The organism is Polynucleobacter sp. SHI8, from assembly GCF_027944005.1.
Taxonomy (GTDB): Bacteria; Pseudomonadota; Gammaproteobacteria; order Burkholderiales; family Burkholderiaceae; genus Polynucleobacter.
The window spans coordinates 830,317-850,546 of record NZ_AP027204.1 but is presented as its reverse complement, the minus strand read 5'-3'; the positions used below and the strand labels follow the sequence as shown (position 1 = coordinate 850,546).

At 40.8% G+C, this 20,230-nt stretch carries 19 protein-coding genes; 9 read left to right on the top strand and 10 right to left on the bottom strand.

The features are described from left to right. Nucleotides 1-29: 29 nt before the first annotated feature. The 3 genes from aceA to clpB all read right to left on the bottom strand — a co-directional run bounded on the left by aceA (nt 30) and on the right by clpB (nt 5,413). Nucleotides 30-1,328: an isocitrate lyase gene (aceA, locus tag QMN06_RS04400; protein WP_281971324.1), complete on the bottom strand. Its 1,299-nt coding sequence runs from the start codon at nt 1,326-1,328 to the stop codon at nt 30-32. A gap of 275 nt (nt 1,329-1,603) precedes the next feature. Further along, nucleotides 1,604-2,809, bottom strand: coding sequence for an MFS transporter (locus QMN06_RS04395; RefSeq protein WP_281971323.1), 1,206 nt, complete (start codon nt 2,807-2,809; stop codon nt 1,604-1,606). A 15-nt stretch (nt 2,810-2,824) separates the two neighbouring features. Continuing rightward, nucleotides 2,825-5,413 (bottom strand): ATP-dependent chaperone ClpB, encoded by a 2,589-nt coding sequence (clpB, locus tag QMN06_RS04390; protein WP_281971322.1) that lies wholly within the window; start codon nt 5,411-5,413, stop codon nt 2,825-2,827. A gap of 86 nt (nt 5,414-5,499) precedes the next feature. Here clpB and QMN06_RS04385 point away from each other — a divergent pair, with 86 nt between their 5' ends. Next, a complete protein-coding gene (locus QMN06_RS04385; RefSeq protein WP_281971321.1) occupies nt 5,500-5,766 on the top strand; it encodes a GIY-YIG nuclease family protein in 267 nt (88 codons plus the stop codon). A gap of 6 nt (nt 5,767-5,772) precedes the next feature. Here the strand turns inward: QMN06_RS04385 and QMN06_RS04380 are convergent, their stop codons facing one another. From QMN06_RS04380 to QMN06_RS04350, 7 genes are read right to left on the bottom strand one after another with little or no spacing between them, the layout of a single operon-like run. Continuing rightward, entirely contained in the window at nt 5,773-6,495 is a 723-nt protein-coding gene (locus QMN06_RS04380; protein ID WP_281971320.1) for a hypothetical protein, read from the bottom strand. Beyond that, nucleotides 6,495-6,947, bottom strand: a complete 453-nt coding sequence (gene moaE / locus QMN06_RS04375) for a molybdopterin synthase catalytic subunit MoaE (RefSeq protein ID WP_281971319.1) — start codon at nt 6,945-6,947, stop codon at nt 6,495-6,497. Before moaE ends, QMN06_RS04380 begins: the two co-directional genes overlap by 1 nt. After that, nucleotides 6,948-7,205 carry a molybdopterin converting factor subunit 1 gene (moaD, locus tag QMN06_RS04370; protein WP_281971318.1) on the bottom strand — a complete coding sequence of 86 codons (258 nt, stop codon included), beginning with the start codon at nt 7,203-7,205 and terminating at the stop codon, nt 6,948-6,950. Nucleotides 7,206-7,208: 3 nt separating this feature from the next. Next, the gene (glp, locus tag QMN06_RS04365) at nt 7,209-8,444 is read right to left on the bottom strand and encodes a gephyrin-like molybdotransferase Glp (protein WP_281971721.1); all 1,236 of its coding nucleotides are present in this window, start codon (nt 8,442-8,444) and stop codon (nt 7,209-7,211) included. A gap of 2 nt (nt 8,445-8,446) precedes the next feature. Continuing rightward, nucleotides 8,447-9,889 (bottom strand): threonine synthase, encoded by a 1,443-nt coding sequence (gene thrC, locus QMN06_RS04360; RefSeq protein ID WP_281971317.1) that lies wholly within the window; start codon nt 9,887-9,889, stop codon nt 8,447-8,449. A gap of 7 nt (nt 9,890-9,896) precedes the next feature. After that, nucleotides 9,897-11,207 (bottom strand): homoserine dehydrogenase, encoded by a 1,311-nt coding sequence (locus QMN06_RS04355; protein ID WP_281971315.1) that lies wholly within the window; start codon nt 11,205-11,207, stop codon nt 9,897-9,899. Nucleotides 11,208-11,243: 36 nt separating this feature from the next. Continuing rightward, nucleotides 11,244-12,494 carry a pyridoxal phosphate-dependent aminotransferase gene (locus QMN06_RS04350; protein WP_281971314.1) on the bottom strand — a complete coding sequence of 417 codons (1,251 nt, stop codon included), beginning with the start codon at nt 12,492-12,494 and terminating at the stop codon, nt 11,244-11,246. Between the two features lie 74 nt (nt 12,495-12,568). On the opposite strand from QMN06_RS04350, the gene QMN06_RS04345 reads away from it, so the two are divergent. The 8 genes from QMN06_RS04345 to QMN06_RS04310 are packed head-to-tail and all read left to right on the top strand — an operon-like array spanning nt 12,569 to nt 20,173. Beyond that, on the top strand, nt 12,569-12,943 hold the full coding sequence (locus QMN06_RS04345; protein WP_281971313.1) for an Mth938-like domain-containing protein: 375 nt from the start codon (nt 12,569-12,571) through the stop codon (nt 12,941-12,943). A 56-nt stretch (nt 12,944-12,999) separates the two neighbouring features. Next, nucleotides 13,000-14,664, top strand: coding sequence for a glycosyltransferase family 39 protein (locus QMN06_RS04340; protein WP_281971312.1), 1,665 nt, complete (start codon nt 13,000-13,002; stop codon nt 14,662-14,664). A 3-nt stretch (nt 14,665-14,667) separates the two neighbouring features. Next, a complete protein-coding gene (locus QMN06_RS04335) occupies nt 14,668-15,039 on the top strand; it encodes a 4-amino-4-deoxy-L-arabinose transferase (RefSeq protein WP_281971311.1) in 372 nt (123 codons plus the stop codon). An 11-nt stretch (nt 15,040-15,050) separates the two neighbouring features. Then, nucleotides 15,051-16,217, top strand: a complete 1,167-nt coding sequence (locus QMN06_RS04330; RefSeq protein WP_281971310.1) for a DegT/DnrJ/EryC1/StrS aminotransferase family protein — start codon at nt 15,051-15,053, stop codon at nt 16,215-16,217. 40 nt (nt 16,218-16,257) lie between these two features. Beyond that, nucleotides 16,258-17,259 (top strand): glycosyltransferase, encoded by a 1,002-nt coding sequence (locus QMN06_RS04325; RefSeq protein WP_281971309.1) that lies wholly within the window; start codon nt 16,258-16,260, stop codon nt 17,257-17,259. Further along, entirely contained in the window at nt 17,246-18,172 is a 927-nt protein-coding gene (locus tag QMN06_RS04320; RefSeq protein WP_281971308.1) for a formyltransferase, read from the top strand. Before QMN06_RS04325 ends, QMN06_RS04320 begins: the two co-directional genes overlap by 14 nt. Nucleotides 18,173-18,203: 31 nt before the next feature. Beyond that, the gene (locus tag QMN06_RS04315; protein WP_281971307.1) at nt 18,204-19,250 is read left to right on the top strand and encodes a bifunctional UDP-4-keto-pentose/UDP-xylose synthase; all 1,047 of its coding nucleotides are present in this window, start codon (nt 18,204-18,206) and stop codon (nt 19,248-19,250) included. Between the two features lie 2 nt (nt 19,251-19,252). Then, a complete protein-coding gene (locus QMN06_RS04310; protein ID WP_281971306.1) occupies nt 19,253-20,173 on the top strand; it encodes a 4-deoxy-4-formamido-L-arabinose-phosphoundecaprenol deformylase in 921 nt (306 codons plus the stop codon). Nucleotides 20,174-20,230: the final 57 nt, after the last annotated feature.

Here is a 20,230-nt window from a genome sequence, read left to right as displayed (position 1 = left end):
TAGCGTTCATAGGTAATGAACAAAAACTATTAGTGGAATTGCTCTTCTTCAGTAGAACCAGTGAGTGCTGTTACAGAAGATGTACCACCTTGAATCACAGTCGTTACATCATCAAAATAACCTGTTCCTACTTCTTGTTGATGTGAAACGAAACTGTAACCACGTTCACGTGCCGCGAATTCTGGCTCTTGAACTTTTTCTACATATGCAGACATACCACGCTGCGCATAATCTTGAGCCAAGTCATACATGTTGTACCACATAGAATGAATGCCAGCTAATGTAATAAATTGATACTTATAACCCATTGCACCTAATTCACGTTGGAATTTTGCAATCGTTGCATCATCCAAGTTCTTTTTCCAATTAAAGGAAGGTGAGCAGTTATAAGCGAGTAATTTACCAGGATACTTCGAACGTACCGCCTCAGCAAATTTTTGCGCAAATGCAAGATCAGGAGAACCAGTTTCACACCAAACCATATCAGCATACGCAGCATATGCAACGCCACGAGAAATCGCTTGATCAAGACCTTTACGTGTTTTATAGAAGCCTTCAGCAGTTCTTTCACCTGTAATAAATGGCTTGTCATTTTCATCATAGTCAGAAGTCAATAAATCAGCTGCTTCAGCATCCGTTCTGGCTAGAATCAAAGTTGGCACACCCAATACGTCAGCAGCAAGACGTGCAGAATTCAATTTTTGTACGGCTTCTGTCGTTGGCACTAATACCTTACCACCCATGTGACCGCATTTTTTTACAGAAGCTAATTGATCTTCAAAGTGCACACCAGCAGCACCAGACTCAATCATCGACTTCATTAATTCAAAGCCATTGAGAACGCCACCAAAACCAGCTTCAGCATCAGCTACGATTGGTGCAAAGTAATCAATGTAACCAGCATCGCCAGGATTTAAACCTTTTGACCACTGAATCTCATCAGCACGTTTAAATGTGTTGTTAATTCTTTCGACGACTTTAGGAACTGAGTCAACTGGGTAGAGAGATTGATCAGGATACATTTCTGCACCACTATTAGCATCAGCCGCTACTTGCCAGCCTGAGAGGTAAATTGCTTTGATACCAGCTTTAACCTGTTGCATTGCTTGCCCACCTGTCAAAGCACCCAAACAATTGATATAAGCCTCATTGTTGACCATATTCCATAATTTTTCTGCACCATGACGAGCTAAAGTATGCTCAACATGTAAAGAACCTCTCAAACGGACAACATCATCCGCAGTGTAGTTACGTTGAATACCTTTCCAACGCGGGTTGGTATCCCAATCTTTCTGAATTTCTGCTGCAGCTTCTTGACGTGTCTTCATTTCATTCTCCAAAAATGTATTACAAAACGGTGATTCATAAAAAGTAAATATGTAAAAGTCTTATATAAGACTGTAAGAATTTTTGCTCTGCAACACAAGCGCAAAGACCATCTTTATTTAATATTTTTAATTATTAAAAATCAATGATTTATACATTACATTTCAAATTATGAAATGAAAATTCATTATTTAAGATATTTTATTAACTTATTGAAGTAGGTATTTTTACTGATAGGAAATGCATTTCACAATGTGAAATTAATTGAGGATTTGACTTAAATAACGGCTAATTTATTTTTATTATGCTGATTTAAGAGGTGAGCCACTAATACAGCAAATAGTTGCAACACTGCAATGGAGTAAAAAATAATCTCAGGACTTTTCCAGTCCATAAAGAGCCCAAACAAGACTGGGCCTGAAGCAGCCCCAAAATCTATACCCGAATAAACTAGGCCAAAAATGCGACCAGAAGCTCCTTTGGGTGTTCCAGCCCGCACCATCAGATCTCGCGCAGGTCCTGCCATGCCACCACCAAACCCCATGAGGGCGAATAAAACTGGAACCGTCCACCCAGGGAATATTCCCATCCCTGTCACAATTGCCATCACCCCAGAAATCAGGAATGCGGTTGTAATCACTCGGTCAGGATCAGATATTTTAGTTGCCACAAAACCACCTGCAATTAAGCCTAGAGCACTACAAATCATGAATAAGGTATAGGAGGATGCCGTCAAACTAATTGGAATTTGGTAAATATCCACCAAAGCGCTAGATGAAAAGCTCTGAATTCCAGCAAAGCCAAATGAGGTTAAGTAAAAAAATAACCAACTCATCCACATGCTGGGCAATTTAAAAATTGCTAAGGTCGCAATCGGTGCATTTTCTTCTAGTTGGTTTTCTTCAACCACATCATCTTCTAGTTGTTTACGTCGGTATAGCAAAATAAGCAAAACAACACCCGCAAGTATTCCAGCGCCAAACTGTGCGACGCGCCAACTATCAAACAAAGCAGTCAAACTCAATAAAAATAAAGGTGCGGCAGCCCAGCCAAGATATCCCGTGACACCATGAACCGAATATGCGTGGGCTAAGTTCTTCTGTTTTACAAGATGATTGATCATGGTGTAATCCACCGGGTGAAAAACTCCATTACCAATGCCGGCAATAGACACCCCGATGAGCAACATGGTGTATGTTTGTGATAACCCAAGTATAAAAGCGCTGATCATCAGGAAAAAAATCCCAATGAACAATAGAGGACGAGCTCCGTAACGATCAACTAGGAGCCCACTTGTAGACTGTACGACTGAGGAAACCACATAGAAAGTGGTCATCAATAATCCTAACTCGGCATACGTTAGGCCAAACTCTTCTTTAATCCAGGGAAATAAAGGGGCAATGATTAAATGAAAAAAATGAGAAATACTATGGGCTAAGCCAATTAAACTAATAATCTCCACATCTTTTTTATTTGAATTCATCCCCCTATTTTACGATTAATGGACTTTTCTGGTGAAAACGAACTCATTATTTTCAACATCAACCGGAATTAAGTCTTTAGGACCAAATTTACCCTCCAAAATCAATTTCGAAATCGGATTTTCAATCGATTGCTGAATCGCTCGCTTCAATGGTCTTGCTCCAAATACTGGATCAAACCCTGCATCCGCAATTTTTAATAAAGCAGCATCACTCACATAGAGCTGCATATCCATCTTCGCTAAACGTTCAATTAAGCGCTGTAACTGAATCTTTGCAATGGATGTAATTTGGGCTTTATCCAATGCGTGGAAAACAACCACTTCATCAATGCGATTTAAGAACTCTGGACGAAAATGATCTTTTACTTCATTCCATACCGCATCATGAATATCTTCTTGAGGCTGACCCACCATCGCCTGAATAATAGGTGAACCGAGATTACTGGTCATGACGATCACTGTGTTTTTAAAATCGACAGTTCGACCTTGACCATCCGTCATGCGACCATCATCTAGTACTTGCAACAAGACATTAAATACATCTGGATGAGCCTTCTCAATTTCATCTAGCAAAATCACACTGTATGGTTTACGCCTAACAAGCTCAGTTAAATACCCACCCTCTTCATACCCCACATATCCTGGAGGGGCTCCTATGAGTCTTGACACACTATGTTTTTCCATGAACTCACTCATGTCAATCCGAATCATATGCTCATCGCTATCAAACAAAAAAGAGGCTAAAGCTTTGCATAATTCTGTTTTACCAACGCCTGTAGGACCTAAAAATAAGAAGGAACCATAAGGTCTCCCTTCATCAGATAAACCTGCCCTCGATCTCCGAATGGCATTGGCGACGGCGGCTATTGCATCATCTTGACCCACCACCCGATCGTGCAACTTTTCTTCCATGCTAAGTAACTTATCTCTTTCACCCTGCATCATTTTCGAAACAGGTATCCCGGTGGCACGAGAAACGACTTCCGCAATTTCTTCAGCCCCCACTTGGGTTCTTAAGAGTTTATTTTTCTTCACTCCAGGAACTTCTTCAGCTGTGGCAGCACTCTTTAACTTACCCTCCAACTCGGGTAATTTTCCATACTGCAACTCCGCTACTTTATCGAGCTTACCCTCTCGTTGTAACTTAACAATATCTGCTCTTACTCGATCAATTTCTTCTTTAATGTGTGCCGTACCCTGCGCAGCACCTTTTTCTGACTTCCAAATTTCTTCAAGATCTGCCAACTCTTTTCCTAGGCGGCTAATTTCCTCTTCAATCAAGTCAAAACGCTTAATAGAAGCTTCATCTTTTTCTTTTTTCACCGCCTCTCGTTCAATTTTTAATTGAATAATGCGACGCTCTAACTTATCCATCACTTCAGGCTTTGAATCAATTTCCATCTTAATTCTTGAGGCAGCCTCATCAATTAAATCAATGGCTTTGTCCGGTAAAAAACGATCGGTAATATATCGATGAGAAAGCTCTGCCGCAGCCACAATCGCTGGATCAGTAATTTCTACGCCATGATGTAACTCATAACGTTCTTGTAAGCCACGAAGAATCGCAATGGTTGCCTCAACACTGGGCTCATCTACAAGTACCTTTTGAAAGCGTCGCTCAAGAGCTGCATCTTTTTCAATATACTTACGGTACTCATCTAAAGTTGTTGCACCAATACAATGTAACTCCCCTCGAGCGAGAGCTGGCTTTAGCATATTGCCGGCATCCATCGATCCTTCTGTTTTGCCAGCACCAACCATGGTGTGAATTTCATCGATGAAAACAATTGTTTGACCTTCATCTTTAGCTATATCAGATAAAACAGCTTTTAAACGCTCCTCAAACTCACCACGAAATTTTGCGCCAGCTAAGAGTAAAGCCATGTCTAAAACTAGCACACGTTTATTCTTTAGTGACTCCGGAACTTCACCATTTACTATCCGCTGCGCAAGTCCTTCAACGATAGCTGTTTTTCCTACACCAGGCTCACCAATCAACACTGGATTATTTTTAGTGCGACGCATTAAAATTTGAATAACGCGACGAATCTCATCATCACGCCCAATCACAGGGTCGAGTTTACCCATACGTGCACGTTCCGTTAAATCGACTGTATATTTTTTCAGCGCTTCACGTTGACTTTCTGCATCATTACTATTCACAGACTGCCCTCCTCGGACTGCATCAATGGTCGCTTCTAAACTTTTACGGGACAATCCTGCTGCTTTAGCAGCCTTTCCTAAATCACCTTTATCATCCGCCAACACTAATAAAAATAATTCAACAGCAACAAACTGATCCCCACGCTTATTGGCCTCTTTTTCTGTTAGGTTTAACCAAGCACCTAGACTTCGACCAACCTGAACATCACCCGAGCCTTCAACCTGAGGTAATTTTTGCGCGATGGTCTCAATACTTTTTTCTAACGCAGAAGTATTGACACCTGCCCTGGTTAATAAACTTCGGGCAGATCCCTCTTTGTCATTTAAAAGAGCCAACAACACATGTTCTGGCTCAATAAATTGATTGTCAGCACTGACTGCCATGCTTTGACCTTCAGCCAAGGCTTCTTGAAACTTAGTAGTTAGTTTTTCAATTCTCACAGGATTCTCCATTCATTAAGAATTTATTCATACCCTATAGATACGTCCAAACCTGAACTTTTCAAGAGCCCGACTAAAATAGATTCATGAAAAATGCGAACACATTAGATAAATCTTGGGTGATATACCTATTAAAGTGTATCGACGGTAGTTTGTATACAGGTATTACAAATGATTTAGAAAAAAGATTGGCCAGTCACAATGCTGGCCTTGGAGCAAAATATACTCGTGGCAGAACACCAGTTACTTTATTGGAATTCAAAACAGTCGCAAGTCAATCAGAAGCATTGCGACTTGAATATCAAGTGAAGAAATTACCTCGATTAAAAAAAAGGCAGTTTTTTAAGTCCTGATTAAAATTATTTAGACCAAGATTGCAATTCATATCTAAGAAAATCTTCTTTCATGTCATTCCTTCTAGATCCCGCCATAATGAAGTATGTTCCACTAGTTTCACGCACTACCCAGCGACCAATTTCTGGAGAATACCAATATCGATCAGTACGCGTTGAATCTAACCTTGATGAATCGTTATGCTGAAACCGAATCAGTTTCTCAATTTTCATTGCAGTAAAAGTGCCGCTAGAAATCGTAATACTTTCCCATCCTAATTGACGAATGGTTATTGCAATTGGCAATCGATAAGAAGAATTTCCAACTTGATAGTTTGTCCTGACGGTGTCAGATAAATTGATTTGATTCAGGTTAAGATAAATAGGCACTGCAGACTGATAGGTCTGACTTGCATCCCAATCCGAATCCGACAATAGCTTGCCATAAGGCGACTGAACTTCATTTCCTAAGTTCTGGCTTTTCTGACCTTTACGGGAAATTATGATCTGCCCGTTTTCAATAGCACTAATTTGATCTTCAATTAATTCAATTGGGTCAGAATTAAATTGATTGATCTTTAAATATTTCCAAGACTGACCTACCCTAGCCTCACGAAGATTTAATGGAGTGGGTTGGAGTGTTGGGGTTGTCTTTATTGGTGGCAATGATTGAATAGCACAGCCAACAAAGGGCAGGCTTAACGGCAAGGTTAGTCCCCCAATAACAAAAGCTCTTCTTGATTCTTTCATTATTTTCTCCATTTCATTAAGCGTTCTTCATCACTAATTCTAGCATCAACCCACCTAGCACCATCGGGTGTGTACTCTTTTTTCCAAAAAGGGGCTGATGTTTTTAAAAAATCCATTATAAATTCACAAGCAGCATAAGCATCACTCCGGTGTGTACTCGCAACCGCAACTAATACAATTTGATCAGTAGGATAAAGTTTACCTACACGATGAATAATCGTTGAATTCAAAACATCCCAACGACTTTTCGCTTGATCGACAATATCTTGTAGGGATTTTTCAGTCATACCAGGATAATGCTCGAGCTCCATCGCCGCTACCTCATCGCCTAGATGGGAGTCACGAACTGTTCCAACAAAAAGGTTAATCCCTCCAATACCAGGCAGTCCATGACGAAGCAGTTCTAATTCAGTAGAAACATCAAAGTCTTCTGTCTGAATAACGATTTTCATTTAACCTCCAGTTACTGGCGGAAAAAAAGCAATTTCTGCACCTTCTTGAATGGGTTCTTCCATCAAAACCATTTCTAAATTTTGCGCGGCTCGAATGTTCTTATGTGGTGCAAGTGCTTCAGCCCATAGAGCATCTTTTTTGGACAAATACACTCTTAAATCACCCATAGTAATAATGTGATTGGGTAGATCTTCTTCTAGACAATCAGTTTTTAAGACTTCTTTGAGAGAGGCAAAAAAACGTATAGAGATTTTCATGACTTAATGCCCTAAGAGTTGTGAAAAGGGAATATATCGCACCTTATCACCTTTACGAATAGGTTGTCCTGCAGGCACATCCGCTAGGCCATCTGCCCATACAGCACTTGTTAAAACGCCTGAACTTTGATTCGAATATAACTCTAATTTTCCATGAGAATTAATTCTTACCCGTAAAAATTCATTTCTTTTATCAGGCTTAATCCAATCAAAATCAGCCTCTAATTCATAACGCGGTTCATCCTTGACTTGCGATCCTTGGAGTGCTCGAATAAAAGGCTTCACAAATAAAAGGAAAGTAACAAAGCTAGATACGGGATTACCGGGCAACCCCATAAACCAGGCTGGCTCTGTCTGATTTCGTTTGATGGTGCCAAAAGCTAAAGGCTTTCCTGGCTTAATGGCAATTTGCCACATATCCAATTCACCTTCTGCCTGAACAGCAGGTTTAATATGATCTTCTTCACCAACCGATACGCCACCGGATGTCACAATTAAATCATGATCTACAGCAGCGGCTCGTAACGTTTTTCTGGTTGCTTCTAATGTGTCTGGAACAATACCAAAATCTGTATAGTCACAGCCCAATGCTTTTACACAAGCAATGAGGGTATCTCGATTTGAATTATAGATACCACCAGGCTTTAAGGGCTGACCAGGTAATGTAAGCTCATCGCCGGTAAAAAATAAAGCTACTTTTACTCGCTCCTTGACTTCCAAATGAGTCATACCAGACGATGCTGCAACGCCTAATTCTTGCGGACGAAGAAATGTTCCTGCTTGCAAAATAACCGTGTTTTCACGAATATCTTCACCCTTTTCACGAATCCACTCACCAACTTTTGGTACGTGATTCACTTTGATCTGATAATTAATTCCTGATGCATCAGGAGAACCTAGCACTTCGCAATCTTCTTGCATCACTACTGCTGTTGCCCCCAAAGGAATAGTCGCCCCAGTAAATATTCTTGCCGCAGTATTCGGCTCTAGGGTCTTTCCAAGATGACCCGCAGGTATCCGTTGAGTCACTGGTAGGATGGTACCTGACTCTGTAATGTCCTCGGCGCGTAAAACGTAACCATCCATTTGGGTATTGTCCATCGGCGGAACATTCACCGTGCTCATCACATCTTTTGCTAAAACTCTACCCAAAGCCTCTTGTAAAACAACTGTTTGGGAATGTTGGACAACCTTTGCCTGCGAGAGCAATATTTCCAATGCCTGAGCTGCAGTTTTCATACTCATTGAGTATTCTCAATAATAAATTCTTTAATCAAGTTGACTTGCGGTGACAAGGTGAATATGCGTTGCGGTAAGTCTTCGATACCAACAAATGCATCTGGTCGATCTGGTAAATAGCCTAAGGCAGTCTCAATGGTTTCAGAAAACTTCACAGGTAGAGCGGTCTCTAAAACCAACATTTTGATGCCTGGTTGTAAATAATTTCTTGCAACCTGAACACCATCAGCAGTGTGCGTATCAATGACAACACCATATTTTCGTGATACTTGTTGAATGGTTTCGATACGATTGGTATGGGTACTTCTACCTGACACAAAACCAAATTGTTGGATCCGCTCACGAGCTGGATGTTGTGAGTAATCAAATCCACCATGTTGTTCCACTTGAGCAAAAAGATCTTTAACTAAAGAACCATCTCGCTCTAACCAATCAAATACAAATCTTTCAAAATTACTCGCCTTAGAGATATCCATAGATGGACTTGATGTATGAAAGGTTTCAGCAGATTTTCTGGCTCGGTAATGTCCTGTTTTAAAAAACTCATCGAGCACATCATTTTCATTGGTCGCAACAACTAATTGATGGATTGGTAGTCCCATCATTCGAGCAATATGACCAGCACACACATTCCCAAAATTTCCTGAAGGGACACAAAACGATACCTTCTCTGAACTAGAAGAAGTAGCTCTTAAATATCCCGCAAAATAGTACACCACTTGGGCAACAACCCTAGCCCAATTAATAGAATTCACCGTACCAATCTTATATTTGGATTTGAACTCCAAGTCGTTACTGACTGCTTTAACAATATCTTGAGCATCATCAAAAACGCCTTGAATAGCAATATTAAAAATATTGGGGTCTTGCAAAGAATACATTTGGGCACATTGAAATGCACTCATTTTTCCAGCTGGAGAAAGCATAAATACACGAATGCCTTTTTTGCCACGCATCGCATATTCAGCAGCACTTCCAGTATCTCCAGAGGTAGCGCCTAAAATATTTAATTCTCGCCCCTCTTTCGCTAGAGCATATTCAAAAAGATTACCAAGTAATTGCATAGCCATATCTTTAAAGGCTAAGGTTGGGCCATTGGATAAACTCAATAAACCAATTTGCGTTCCTGCTTCTTCACCGAACCAATGAACTGGTGTAATTTGAGTTGCATCATCATCCGCACGACCATTACAGTAAACCTTTGAGGTATAGGTCTTGCGCACAATCTGACGTAAGTCTTCCTCAGGAATGTCATCCGAGAATAATCTCAGTACCTCAAAAGCAAGATCGGCATAACTGAGTTTGCGCCAAGAGTCCAAAGTCGCCGAGGATATCTGCGGATAAGATGCCGGCATATATAAGCCGCCATCTGGAGCTAAACCCGCCAACAAAATTTCTAAAAAGGAAAGTTGTTCAGCCCCTCCTCGTGTTGATACATATTTCATGAATATCCTAGCTTAACTCTTCTAATCTGATTTTAGTAACCGAACCTTTAACAGTAACTAGTTGTTCGATCGAACCAATGGCTTGCAACATACATTTTTCTTGAGTTTGATGCGTCAGTATGACAAGGTCAGTTTGACTTTCGCCCTGCGCTGCTTCTTTTTGCAATAAGGCATCAATCGAAATATTATTATCAGCCAGTATCTTCGTAATATTTGCCAAGACGCCTTTTTCATCAGACACTTTTAAACGCAAATAATAACTTGTCGTGATTTCGCCAATCGGCATCACAACTGTAGGCATGACCTTATCTTCTTGGAATGCTAAATACGGGACACGTTTACTAGGCTTTACCGATTCATAACGGACTACATCAACTAAATCTGCAATCACCGCTGATGCTGTTGCTTCAGACCCAGCCCCTTTACCGTAATAAAGGGTTGTCCCAACCGCATCTCCATGAACCTGAACGGCATTCATAGCTCCTTCGACACTGGCAATCAGTCTTTTAGCTGGAATCAAGGTTGGATGAACACGTAACTCGATGCCATGCGATGTTTTTTTGGTAATGCCCAATAACTTGATCCGATAACCTAATTGCTCCGCATATTGAATATCAATCGGCTCTAATTGAGTAATGCCCTCAATATAAGCTTTATCAAATTGAACAGGAACACCAAAAGCAATCGCACTCATAATCGATGCTTTATGAGCTGCATCAATGCCTTCAATATCAAATGTGGGATCGGCCTCAGCATAACCAAGACGTTGCGCTTCTTTGAGGACATCATCAAAGGAAGATCCTTTATCTCTCATTTCTGAAAGAATAAAGTTAGTCGTGCCATTAATAATGCCAGCAATCCATTCGATTCGGTTGGCAGTTAAACCTTCTCTTAAGGCTTTAATAATGGGGATACCGCCTGCAACTGCAGCTTCAAAAGCAACAATCACACCTTTTTCTTTCGCTGCTGCGAATATTTCATTGCCATGCACTGCAATCAAGGCTTTGTTCGCCGTCACCACGTGCTTACCATGCACAATAGCTGCCATGACTAATTCTTTAGCGATGCCATAACCACCAATCAATTCAATCACAACATCAATTTCAGGGTTTTGAATCACCTGATAAGCATCGTTAACGATTTGTGCACGACCCTGCACAATCTCTTCGGCACGTGCTGTATTAATATCAGCTACTATTTTGATCTGAATATCTCTTCCAGCACGACGCTCAATTTCCGTATGATTGCGTTGCAAAACAGAAAATACACCACCACCAACCGTGCCAGCACCTAATAAACCAACTTGTAAAGGTTTCATTTCATTAACCATAAGAGATACAACATATTTGAAAAATTACTTAACCGCTATTTTAAGGGAGTTGGTACCCATCCGCACACGGTAACGAGCCAAAAATTTAGCTAGACGCGCTATGGCTTCTCGTAAGACATCTTCATTCGGTAAAAATACTAAGCGAAAGTGGTCTGGATGAGGCCAATTAAAGCCAGATCCTTGAACTAAAAGAACTTTCTCTTCCTTTAAAAATTCAGCAATAAATTCTTGATCATTTTTAATTGGGTACATCTGCGGATCTAATTTAGGGAACAAATATAATGCCGCATCAGGCTTTACACATGTCACACCAGGAATTTGTGTTATTAAATCATAAGCAAGATCGCGTTGACGTCGTAAACGACCACCTTCGGCAACCAGTTCATCAATACTTTGATATCCACCCAGCGCTGTCTGAATTGCCCATTGACCAGGAACATTCGAACACAATCGCATCGAAGATAACATATTGAGGCCATCAATATAGTCCTTAGCAGGTTCTTTATTGCCAGACACAATCATCCAACCGGCGCGATAACCACAAGAACGATAATTCTTTGATAAGCCATTAAATGTAATCATCAATACATCTTCTGATAATGATGCAATCGAGGTATGGGTTTTACCTTCATACAATGTCTTATCGTAAATTTCATCTGCAAAAATGATCAAGCCAAATTCTTCAGCTAGCGCAACGATCGCTTTTAAAGATTGATCACTGTAAATAGCTCCCGTGGGATTATTGGGATTAATTACGACAATACCCTTGGTATTTGCGGTAATCTTTGCTCTCATATCGTCAATATTGGGCGCCCAATTATGATCTTCGTCACACAAATAATGTACGGGTGTTCCACTAGACAAACTCACTGCAGCTGTCCACAATGGATAATCTGGAGCAGGCACCAAAACCTCATCACCACTATTTAGTAGTGCATTCATTGCTAAAACAATTAATTCGGATACACCATTACCTGTATAAATATCATCTAATGTGACCCCTTTGATATTTTTTTCTTGGGAATAATGCATGATGGCTTTTCTGGCAGTAAAGATTCCTTTGGAATCAGAGTAAGCCGCAGAATTAACCAAATTCCGAATCATGTCTTGTTGGATTTCTTCGGGAGGGTCAAAACCAAATACCCCAACATTACCAATGTTGAGCTTAATAATTTTCTGCCCCTCTTCTTCCATACGTGAGGCAAGTTCCAAAACAGGTCCACGAATGTCGTAACAGACATTGTTTAATTTGTCAGATTTTAAAAAAGTTTTCACAATAATTTAAGTTTTAAGATTTCCAGCTTCATTAACGCTAGCTATAATGACTATATTATGACAGAGCCTACGCCGTGAAACTACAACCAGACCCAAAACAGTCACTCAATACTGTTACTCGCTATGATGCCGAATATATAGAAATCAATGAGCAACGCTTTGAAAACTCAATTATTGTAATGCCCGAGGGGGAAGTACTTCCCTGGAATGTGAATTATTTTGCACAGCTTGAACAACCAGACTTTCATCTGATCCTGGAGAAAAAACCCGCACTGGTTATCTTTGGTAGCGGTAAACGTTTACGTTTTTTACATCCAACCATCCTCCAAGACCTCATTCAAGCAAAAATTGGTTTTGAAACAATGGATACTCAGGCAGCTTGTAGGACCTATAACATCCTCATGAGTGAAGGACGCCTCGTTTTGGGCGCATTTTTAATCGAAAAGTAATGATCATTCAAAACTTCAAAAAAAGCGCATCTTTCTTTTCGAATAAAAATTGGGGTATGAGTCATCTCATTTGGATTTCATTATTAGCAATTGTCTGGTTAGGGTCTTTAGGTTGGCGTCATCTGATTCCGTCGGATGAGGGTCGTTATGCGGAAATTGCCCGAGAAATGCTCCTTAGTGGCAATTGGATCGTGCCGCGCTATAACGGTTATTTATACTTTGAAAAACCCCCATTGCAAATGTGGGCAACTGCCTTCACTTTTCAACTTTTTGGACTGGGTGAATGGCAAGCACGTCTTTGGACTGGACTTACGTCACTCTTTACCATTCTTTTAGTTGGTTATACCGGATATCGATTATGGGGTATTCGAGCCGGCACGATCACGGCTTTAGTACTAGCATCTTGCCCCCTTTGGATTATTGGTGGTCACTTTAATTCTCTCGATATGGGAATTGCATTTTTTATGTCAGCTGCTTTATGTACACTGATCCTTGCTCTTCATGCCACAGAAGACTCACGCACAGAACAGCTTTGGATGCTGACGTGTTGGGCCATGATGGCTCTATCAGTTTTATCCAAAGGACTAATTGGTGTCGTTCTACCTGGTTTAGTACTCGTGGTTTACTCTATCACGGGTAAAGATTGGCACTCTTGGAAAAGGCTTCATTGGCTTTGGGGTATTTTGCTTTTCTTTGTTATCACTACACCTTGGTTTGTATTAATTACTCAACAACACTCCAGCTTTCTTGATTTTTTCTTTATTCATGAACATTTTGAGCGCTTCACAACCAATGAACATCAAAGAAGCGCTCCTTGGTATTTTTTTATTCCACTGATATTAGTTGGCGTTATACCCTGGTTACTGCATCTTCCACGAGCCCTTTTTTTTGGCCTTAATGGCCGACAAGATAACTCAAGCGCATTTAAACCACTTTGGTTATGCTTGACTTGGGTAATCTGTATTACTGTATTTTTTAGCTTATCCAACTCAAAGCTTACTGGTTATATTTTTCCGGTCATTCCTGCATTGGCGATGTTGATCGGTTATTCGATTTGGCTACTTCTAGAAATTAAACAGCGGTTAAATTCTCTCGGCCTCAAGCTCTGGGTTACACAACTGATCATATTTGGCCTTCTATTTTTGATTGGGCTTTTTTTCGTACCAAAAATTGCTGCAATGGGCGAGGTCTATGAAGGGCAAGGTTATGCCTCTTATGCAAAATTGATTGGCGGAGCACTTTTGATTGGTATATTGGGTTGTTTCTTGGCTTGGATATATCGCCAACATGCAATTAAAAGTGTCTTGATTTTTTCCAGTACGATGATCGTGGTTGCCTTAACGGCTGGGACAGGACATGAGACAGTCGGGCGTTTATTGTCAGGCTATGATCTTGCGCAAAAAGCTAAACCATATATACAACAGAGTGATCCGTTGTATGGCGTCAGAATGCTGGACCATACAGTTCCATTTTATTTGGAGCATCCATTAATCATGGTTGAGTTTAAAGATGAACTAGCTTTTGGAATTTCTCAGGAACCTAAAAAATGGATTCCCACCATAGAAGAATGGATGGCACTTTGGCTAGCCAATCCCTACAAAAAGGAGTTCGCATTGATGACCCCTCATCTATATCAGGAGCTTCTTCAAAAAAAATTGCCCATGGAAGTTGTTGCAGAAGATCCTTTACGCATCATAATAAGTAAACCAACTGCGAAATAATTGATGAATCTAACTACGTTTTCTTATCTATTTGCCGGTATTTTACTGAATGCATGCGCACAATTGCTCCTTAAAGCCGGGACACTTCGTTTAGGGGAAGTTTCTCTTGCGCCTAGCACCCTCATCCCGACTCTTGGCCATCTGGCAACCAATCTACCCATTATTGCTGGCTTATGTCTTTACGGCTTATCTGTCATTACTTGGATTGCTGGCCTATCTCGAGTGGATGTTTCCATCGCCTATCCGCTTTTATCCTTAGGCTATGTCGTCAATGCTGTAGCCGCTTATTTTCTTTTTGGTGAAGCTTTGACGCCTCAAAGACTGATCGCAATTGGCATTATTCTTCTTGGTGTTTATATTTTGGCACGCTCTTAAGATCGAACCTCATGAACCACTCTCATTCTTCTTTTCTGCCTTTTACCAAACCCACGATTGATGAAGCAACCATTGCAGCGGTAGGTGACGTTCTGCGCTCTGGTTGGATTACCAATGGTCCTAAATGTCTTGAGTTTGAAAAATTATTGTCCGATTATTTTGGTGGTAGAACGGTTCGCTGTTTTGCCAATGGTAGCGCCACAATGGAAATCGCTTTACGTATTGCAAATGTTGGACCAGGTGATGAAGTCATAACGACACCCATGTCCTGGGTTTCCACTTCAAATGTTATCTTAGCCGTTGGTGCAAGACCGGTATTTGTGGATATTGATCCACGCACGCGCAACATCAATTTAGAACTCATTGAAGCTGCCATCACACCTAAAACTAAAGCCATCATGCCAGTCTATTTGTCAGGACTTCCTGTAGATATAGTACGTCTTTATCAAATCGCCCATCAATACAAACTCCGTGTTGTAGAAGATGCTGCGCAGGCATTAGGTTCAACATGGTTGGGCGAGACCATCGGTAGTGCGAATAATTTACCCTCAGATTTGGTAAGTTATAGTTTTCAGGCCAATAAAAACTTAACAACGATCGAAGGCGGTTGCTTGGTGATGAATAACGAAACAGAAGCTATTCTTGCCCAAAAATTACGCATTCAAGGTGTGACAAGAACAGGTCTTGACGGGATGGAAGTGGATGTTTTAGGTGGAAAACACAATTTAACTGATGTCAATGCTGTCATCGGGATTCATCAACTCAAACGATTGCCTGAATTCATCAAGCAACGTCAAGCTTTGGCAATGCATTACATTGCTTGTTTTAAGAAATCAAACCTTATAGATAAGGGCCTAGAACTCCCTTTAGAGGACTTTACTCATTCCAATTGGCACATGTTTCAAGTGGTTTTACCGATTGAAAAACTCCATCAATTAGGTATGAATCGCGCAACGGTCATGCAAAAACTCAAAGATATGAACATTGGGACTGGTGTTCACTACCCGCTGATTAGTGACTTTAATCTCTACCGAGAGTTGGGGTATAACTCTCATCAAACACCTGTCGCGCAGCGGGTGGGCTCTGCCATACTGACTTTGCCTCTATTTCCCTTAATGACAACTTTCGATGTAGAGCGGGTGGTGCATGCTTTACAAGTTGTCTTGCATGAAATTTGAGTTTTTTCCTATTTTCAAAAATTCGACATAAAATCGAACCATGCAGACAATTTCTGATTCTTTACTACAGCTAACCCCCCAAATTCCATCTAACCCACTGGTTTCCATTGTGATACCTGTATATAACGAGGAAGATGGCTTGGAGCAATTATTTGCTCGTCTCTACAATTCACTAGATAAGCTGGTAGTCGACCTATCGGTTCGTTATGAGGTGGTCTTTGTGAATGATGGAAGTCGTGATCAGTCTGCGGCAAAACTTGCGGCACAATTTGAAAAACGACCAGATACAACTCGGGTGGTCCTATTTAACGGTAACTTTGGCCAACATATGGCCATTATGGCTGGCTTTAGCTACTCAAAAGGTGATTTTATTATCACTTTAGATGCTGATTTACAAAATCCTCCGGAAGAAATTCATCGTATTGTTGAAAACTTATTAAAGGGACATGACTACGTTGGCACGATTCGAGTCGCCAGAAAAGACTCGCGCTTTCGAAGATATGCTTCAAAAGCAATGAATCAATTGCGTGATCGGATTACCAAAATAACCATCACCGATCAAGGCTGTATGATGCGTGGCTATAACCGACGTATCGTCGATCTCATGAAAAAGAGCAAAGAGTTAAATACTTTTATTCCTGCTTTAGGTTTTACTTATGCGAGCAACCCCATCGAAATTAAGATTAATCATGAGGAACGTTTTGCCGGTGAATCTAAATACTCTTTATACCAATTGATTCGTCTGAACTTTGATTTGGTTACTGGATTTTCTGTACTGCCATTACAAGCTTTTTCGTTAATAGGCTTCTTTTTAGCGCTTGGATCTGCCACTTTATTTATCTATCTCATCATACGAAGATTTATTATTGGCGCTGAGGTAGAGGGAGTTTTTACCTTGTTTGCCTTAAATTTTTTCCTGATGGGAGTCCTCCTTTTTGGACTTGGATTGCTCGGAGAATATGTGGGGCGTATCTATCAACAAGTACGTAAACGTCCTCGCTATGTTGTCATGGGAGTATTGGAACAGGATGAGCAACAATAAAGCCATTGTCTTTGCATACCATACGGTAGGCTTCGAATGTCTTCGTACTCTCTTAGATCATGGCTTTGAGATACCTCTAGTCATTACCCATGAGGACTCTCCAACAGAGAATATTTGGTTTCGGTCAGTGCGTGATTTATGTCTCGAACGAAAAATTACATTCATCACTCCAAGTGACTTGAATGATCCCGAATTAATGAATCGCCTGCAATCCCTGGAGCCAGACTATCTGTTTTCTTTTTATTATCGAAACATGATTCCGCTGCAGATTTTAGAAATTGCCAAAATTGCTGCTCTTAATATGCACGGCTCTTTATTACCGAAATATAGAGGTAGAGTACCGATCAATTGGGCCGTGCTCCATGGGGAATCCAAAACAGGGGCTACTCTTCATATCATGGAAGAAAAACCAGATGCAGGGGATATCGTGCATCAAAAAGCTATTCCCATTCTTCCAGACGAAACAGCCTATGAGGTGTTTAATAAAGTGGCCATCCTTGCAAAAACCACTTTAGAAGAAGTGATACCTGATTTACTCTTGGGAGAATTTTCAAGACGTCCAAACCGCTTACAAGAAGGCAGTTATTTTGGTGCTCGTAAACCGGAGGATGGCAAGATTGATTGGCAAAAAAAGGCGCAAGACGTCTATAACCTCTTTCGTGCAGTTGCTCCACCCTATCCCGGTGCTTATACTGAAATAGCTGGTAAAAAATATATCCTTCATCAAGCGATGCTGGCAAGTCCCCCATATCGCCAAAACAATCATTTACTTGGTTTGCAAGTCGTTGATAATCGGATTTATGGCTTTTGTGGGGATGATCGTGCCATCCTCGTGATGCAATTAGTCTGTGACGGTGAAGAGGTTTTACCCGCCGATCTTCAACAAATTCTATTAAGCACAACAAAAGCATAAAATAGAGTTTATTTACCAACGGAATTCACTTATGAGCAAAAAGGTTTTAATCCTGGGCGTTAATGGCTTTATCGGACACCATCTTTCCAAGCGCATTCTTGAAACAACCGATTGGGATGTCTATGGCATGGATATGCAAGACGATCGTTTAGGCGACCTAGCAAATCACCCGAAAATGCACTTCTTCGAAGGTGATATTACGATCAATAAAGAATGGGTTGAATACCATATTCGTAAATGTGATGTGATTTTGCCTTTGGTGGCGATTGCCACCCCTGCAACCTATGTCAAAGAACCATTAAAGGTTTTTGAGCTTGATTTTGAAGCTAACTTACCCATCGTTCGTTCTGCTCATAAGTACGGTAAACATTTAGTTTTCCCTTCTACATCTGAGGTCTATGGTATGAGTCCTGATGCAGAGTTCGATCCTGCGTCATCACCCCTGGTGTATGGACCAATCAACAAACCGCGCTGGATTTATGCCTGTGCGAAACAGCTCATGGATCGTGTCATTTGGGGTTATGGCATGGAAGGACTTCGCTTTACCTTGTTTAGACCCTTTAATTGGATCGGACCTGGATTAGATAGTATCTATACGTCCAAAGAAGGTTCGTCTAGAGTTGTCACTCAATTTTTAGGTCATATTGCTCGTGGTGAGCCGATTAATTTAGTTGATGGTGGGGCTCAAAAAAGGGCATTCACCTATATTGATGATGGTATCGATGCACTCAGTTTAATTATTGAAAATAAAAATGATATTGCCAATGGCAAAATTTATAACATCGGCAATCCACAAAATAACCACTCTGTGAAAGAGTTAGCCAACATGATGATGGAAATCGCCAATCGAATTCCTGAATATCAAGAAACAGCAAAACAAGTGGTTATTCAAGAAACGACTTCAACTCAATACTATGGAACCGGTTATCAAGATGTACAAAACCGCGTGCCTAAAATCGAGAACACCATGCAAGAACTCGGTTGGAAACCTAGTACAACCATGTCTCAAGCTTTAGAGCATATTTTTGAAGCTTATCGCTATGACGTGGTGAAAGCTCGTCGATTAGTCGACCACTAATTGTGGGAAGTATTGCCTTAAAAGTTGATGTTGATACGCTTAGAGGAACGCTCGAAGGTGTTCCTCGTTTGCAACAACATTTTCTGCAAATGGGTGTCCCCGCAACTTTTTTGTTTAGCCTAGGACCTGACCATACGGGTTGGGCCCTCAAACGAATCTTTCGGCCTGGTTTTTTTCAAAAGGTTTCTCGCACTTCTGTCGTGGAGCATTATGGTCTGAAGACTCTAAGCTATGGTGTTCTATTACCAGCACCAGATATTGGCTTAAAAGCAAAACATATTATGCAAGCTGTTGCCAAAGATGGCTTTGAAGTAGGAATTCATACTTGGGATCATATTGTCTGGCATGATCAAGCTCGCTATGCCGATCAAGCATGGACTTTGTCACATATGTCGAAATCATTCGATCGTTTTGTAGATATTTTTGATCAGCCGCCAAAAACACATGGCGCAGCGGGCTGGCAAATGAATCTCGATGCACTTAAACAATTAGATCAATGGCAGATGTCTTATTCGTCTGATGGGAGAGCCCCCATTAACCTCGTCCCCTATCGTATACAGTTTAATGACGGCCCTTCGAAACATATTCAATATCCTACAACACTGCCCACTTTTGATGAACTACTAGGGGTGAACGATATGAATGCTCAAGATGCCGTCAAATATTTATTAAAATTAACCGCCGAAAATCCTAATGATCAGGTATTTACCCTGCATGCTGAACTTGAAGGTCAAAAACTCCTTCCTTTTTTTATGCAACTCGTTAAAGGCTGGCTGGATCAAGGGCATCAATGTGTCGATATGCGTACTTTGCATGCCTCATGGACAGCGACCGGTCAAACGAAACACTTGATCAGTTTGCCACTGTATTTTGATCAGATTGCGAACCGCAGCGGTGAACTAATGATGATGCCAAACTCGTAAAAACAAGAAATAGTAACGAATTCGTCATACAATAGAATGCTTTACAGCTAATTTAGG